Genomic DNA, 3,301 nt, shown 5'->3' on the forward strand with positions numbered 1-3,301 from the left:
GAGCCGGCCGGCACGGGCGACGCGGTCGCGTATATTACCGAGTCCGTCCACCAGACCACCGGCATCCCCTCGCAGTCCGGGCGGACGCCGGAGGAAGCGGCACGCCACTGCGAAGCGGAGATCGCCGCTGCAACGGCCCTTGCCCGTGCCGTCAAGGCGTACCGGCTGGAGATCAGCCTGACCGGAAAGTTCTGGGAAGCGATTGAAGACGCCCTTGAACGGCAGGCGCCCCAAAGAGCGAAGGTCACGACCCCCCCAAAGTCGGCGACGGTAGGTACCGGCCGGGCCGTGCTCCGTGACCCGGGCACCGGCCTCTTCGGGCCCGGTCATATCCCGGTCGTGTACGCCGGCCCGAGCATGAATCCCACGCTCGTCTCCCCGGACCTGCTGGACGTGGTGCCGTACGGGGAGACGGCCCCGTCTGCGGGGGATGTTGTCTGCTTCCTGCGGGAAGCAACCGGGCAGGTCGTTGTCCACCGGATCGTCAGGATCGCAGGTAAACGTATCACAACGCAGGGCGACAACAACCCGGAACCGGACCCCGATCTGCTCCAGGCAGGCGATATCCTCGGGAAGGTGATCGGGGCACGGCGGGGAGAGAAGCGGCGGGCGGTCACCGGCGGGACAGCGGGCCGGGCCGTGTTCCGGTGGCGACGTTTCTCAACCCGCGTACGGAATGCCGCAGGACTGGTTCTCCTCTCCGCAGGACCGGCATGGGCGGTCACCCGTTCCCTTGCCCGGTTCCTGCCGGCGGGCCTGAAGCCCCGCATCGTGTACTTCACCACCTGGAACTACGGCACCCTCCGGCTCTATTTCGGCAAGACCCTTGCCGGCGACTATGATCCGGCCCGGGGAAACTGGAAGATCCGGCTGCCGTACCGGGCGCTGGTCAGTGCAGAGGAACTGCCAGGAATTGATGAACTGAAACGCCTCGCGCCGGCCCGCAGCCCGGCCGCCGGTGACCGGGCAGCACCCCTGCCGGCAGAGGGGGAGTGATCCGCGTATGGAACCGGGTAATCGTTCCGCACGGGACTGGAGCAGGGAGACAGCGATCTGCCTTGTCATCTTCCTTGCCGCACTGTTCATCGTCATCGCGGTTTCGATCCCGGGCCTCGTAATAAATGACGAATGGATGACGGTAAACCAGGTCCACCAGCTGAGTGCCGGGCACCAGGTCTCGCTGAACGAGGGAAAATATGGTTCGTACTACGGCGGCATACCCTCCCGGTATTTTACTCGCATGAACAATGTGCTCAGGTACTCGCTGGCCCTCCCCCTTGCCTCGATGCCGGCCATGCTCGCGATCAGCCTTTTTGGCGATCATTTCCGGCTGGCGGTGCTCTTCCTCTGGGCCTCCATCCCGCTTGTGACAACGCTCCTTGTCAGCCGGGCGTTTCCGGAGTATGCTCGGGTACTGTCGGTCCGGCTCCCGGTGATCGGCGCCGTTGCCACGTTCCTGCTCCTCGTGCTCAACGGCATCTGGTATTCCCCCTTCATCGCCTCTACAGCGAACGCCCCGGTGGAAGTGGCAGCGGTAGTCTTCACCAGCCACCTCTTCTTTGCCCTGACGATCGTGATGGCGTACCTTATTGCAGCCCGGATCTTTCACAACCGGTGGATGGCCGTTGCTGCTGCCGTGTTCTGCATGGCCGGCTCAACCTATCTCCTCTGGGGCGGTACGGCAAAGGACCACAGCGCGACCGCTGCGGTATTCTCCCTCGTGCTCTTCTTCTTTGTTAGTTATTTCCAGTCCCGAAGGTTCCGTGATGCCGCGTGCGGGTTCTTCTTCATCGGGCTGCTCGCATGGTTCCGCCCGGAGATCGGCCTTGCTGCCGCGATCTGCCTCGGGATTCTCTTCGCTGCAGAGAACCTCCTCCGCATCTGGCAGAAAAAAGATACTATGGCGTCTGGGCTTGCGCATATGGGCGCCGTCCTCTTCACGGCACTCGGCGCCCTGCCCTTCTTTATCAACAACCTGATTGTTTCCGGAAATCCCCTGCTCCCCGCACTTGTCATGGAGAGAAATGTCCGGTACGGCATCACGAACGTGGTGGTCTCGCCCGTATCCCCCGTTGCGGAAACGGGTTCGCAGGTCGTCACAGCGGATCCCGTCACGCTCGGGAGCGGTTTTTTCGTGACGCTCCAGCAGTACGTGTTTACCCTTCCCCGCGGACTCCCCGGCGATCTCGCGGGGATCCTCTTCTTCCCGGAAAACGGCAGCCTCGGCTTCTTCCTTATCGTCCCCGTCCTGTTGCTCGCACTCGTGCTGCTGCCGTTCTTTCTTCTCCAAAAACGGGAGAAAAACAATCTTTTCAGGGAGGACATGAAAATCCTCATCCTTTTGTCTGCTGCCGTCTTTCTGGTCTTTCTGGCTTACACCCACAACCTGCATAACATAAATACCGGGGACGGGATCTGGCCGGACATCCGCTACCTCTCGCCGGCATACCTGCCGGCAACACTGCTGGGTCTCCTGCTCCTAGAAAAGATGGACCTGATTCACGATCCGGGAATCCTTGTTCGGAACACCGTCATACCCGGATTCCTGCTGGCAGTCTTCCTCGCGGTTCCTGCAATCGCAACCGTCCCGGCAGGGAACATAAGCCTCCATACCCTGTACCGCTTTTTTGGCATCCTGGTACTGGCAGAGATCCTAGCCATCGCTGCACTCGTGCTCGTCAGCGGGAAACGAGGCAGGCCGGGATCGTTTCTCGCGGAGTATGCCCTGCCCGTCCCGGTGCTCACGGTTCTTGCCTGGCAGCTGGTACTGATCCTCCTCGTCTTCCCGATCGCAAAGTTCGACGGGTACTCGTTCTGGATCCCCTGCATGGATGCCCTGCACCAGGCATGGGGCCATCTCTCGGCATGTCCCTGATCCTGACCGGAGATCAGCAGGGCCGGAGCGCCGGACGATTAACCAGAAACAGAGAATGCGAAACAGAAGATTCAGATCCCACCGGCTCTCCAATAAAAAATCGAGGATGAGGCGGGGGGATGTGCCCGTTCAATCCATCATCGAAAGCAGGTCGTCATAGACCCGGTACATCGTACCATCCGACATCAGCGCGATGATCTCCACGCGGTCAGTGCCTTTCGATCCATCGAGGATAATCTCGGTGATGCCCTTGAGCGGCAGAATCATGCCCGTTGCCACCGAACCATCCGGACGGGTGACTTTCACATCAGCGCTTTTAATGCTCCCGTGCCCGGCACTGCCGGCGAACGTGACCAGGATCCGGGCCGTGATCGAGCTCTTCTGGACCTGGAAGTAGAGTTTCTGTCCCGAGGGGAGGGTCTGCGT

At 61.4% G+C, this 3,301-nt stretch carries 3 protein-coding genes; 2 read left to right on the forward strand and 1 reads right to left on the reverse strand.

What is annotated here, in order from left to right; all coding sequences use genetic code 11:
* Nucleotides 1–996: S26 family signal peptidase (locus CW742_RS09360; RefSeq protein ID WP_292419563.1), on the forward strand; the 996-nt coding region annotated here is incomplete at its 5' end.
* A gap of 7 nt (nt 997–1,003) precedes the next feature.
* On the forward strand, nt 1,004–2,875 hold the full coding sequence (locus CW742_RS09365) for a hypothetical protein (RefSeq protein WP_292419566.1): 1,872 nt from the start codon (nt 1,004–1,006) through the stop codon (nt 2,873–2,875).
* 129 nt (nt 2,876–3,004) lie between these two features.
* Here the strand turns inward: CW742_RS09365 and CW742_RS09370 are convergent.
* A partial coding sequence (locus CW742_RS09370) for a hypothetical protein (protein WP_292419569.1) occupies nt 3,005–3,301 on the reverse strand: 297 nt, incomplete at its 5' end.

Origin of the sequence: Methanoregula sp. (assembly GCF_002835825.1) — an archaeon.
Taxonomy (GTDB): domain Archaea; phylum Halobacteriota; class Methanomicrobia; order Methanomicrobiales; family Methanospirillaceae; genus Methanoregula.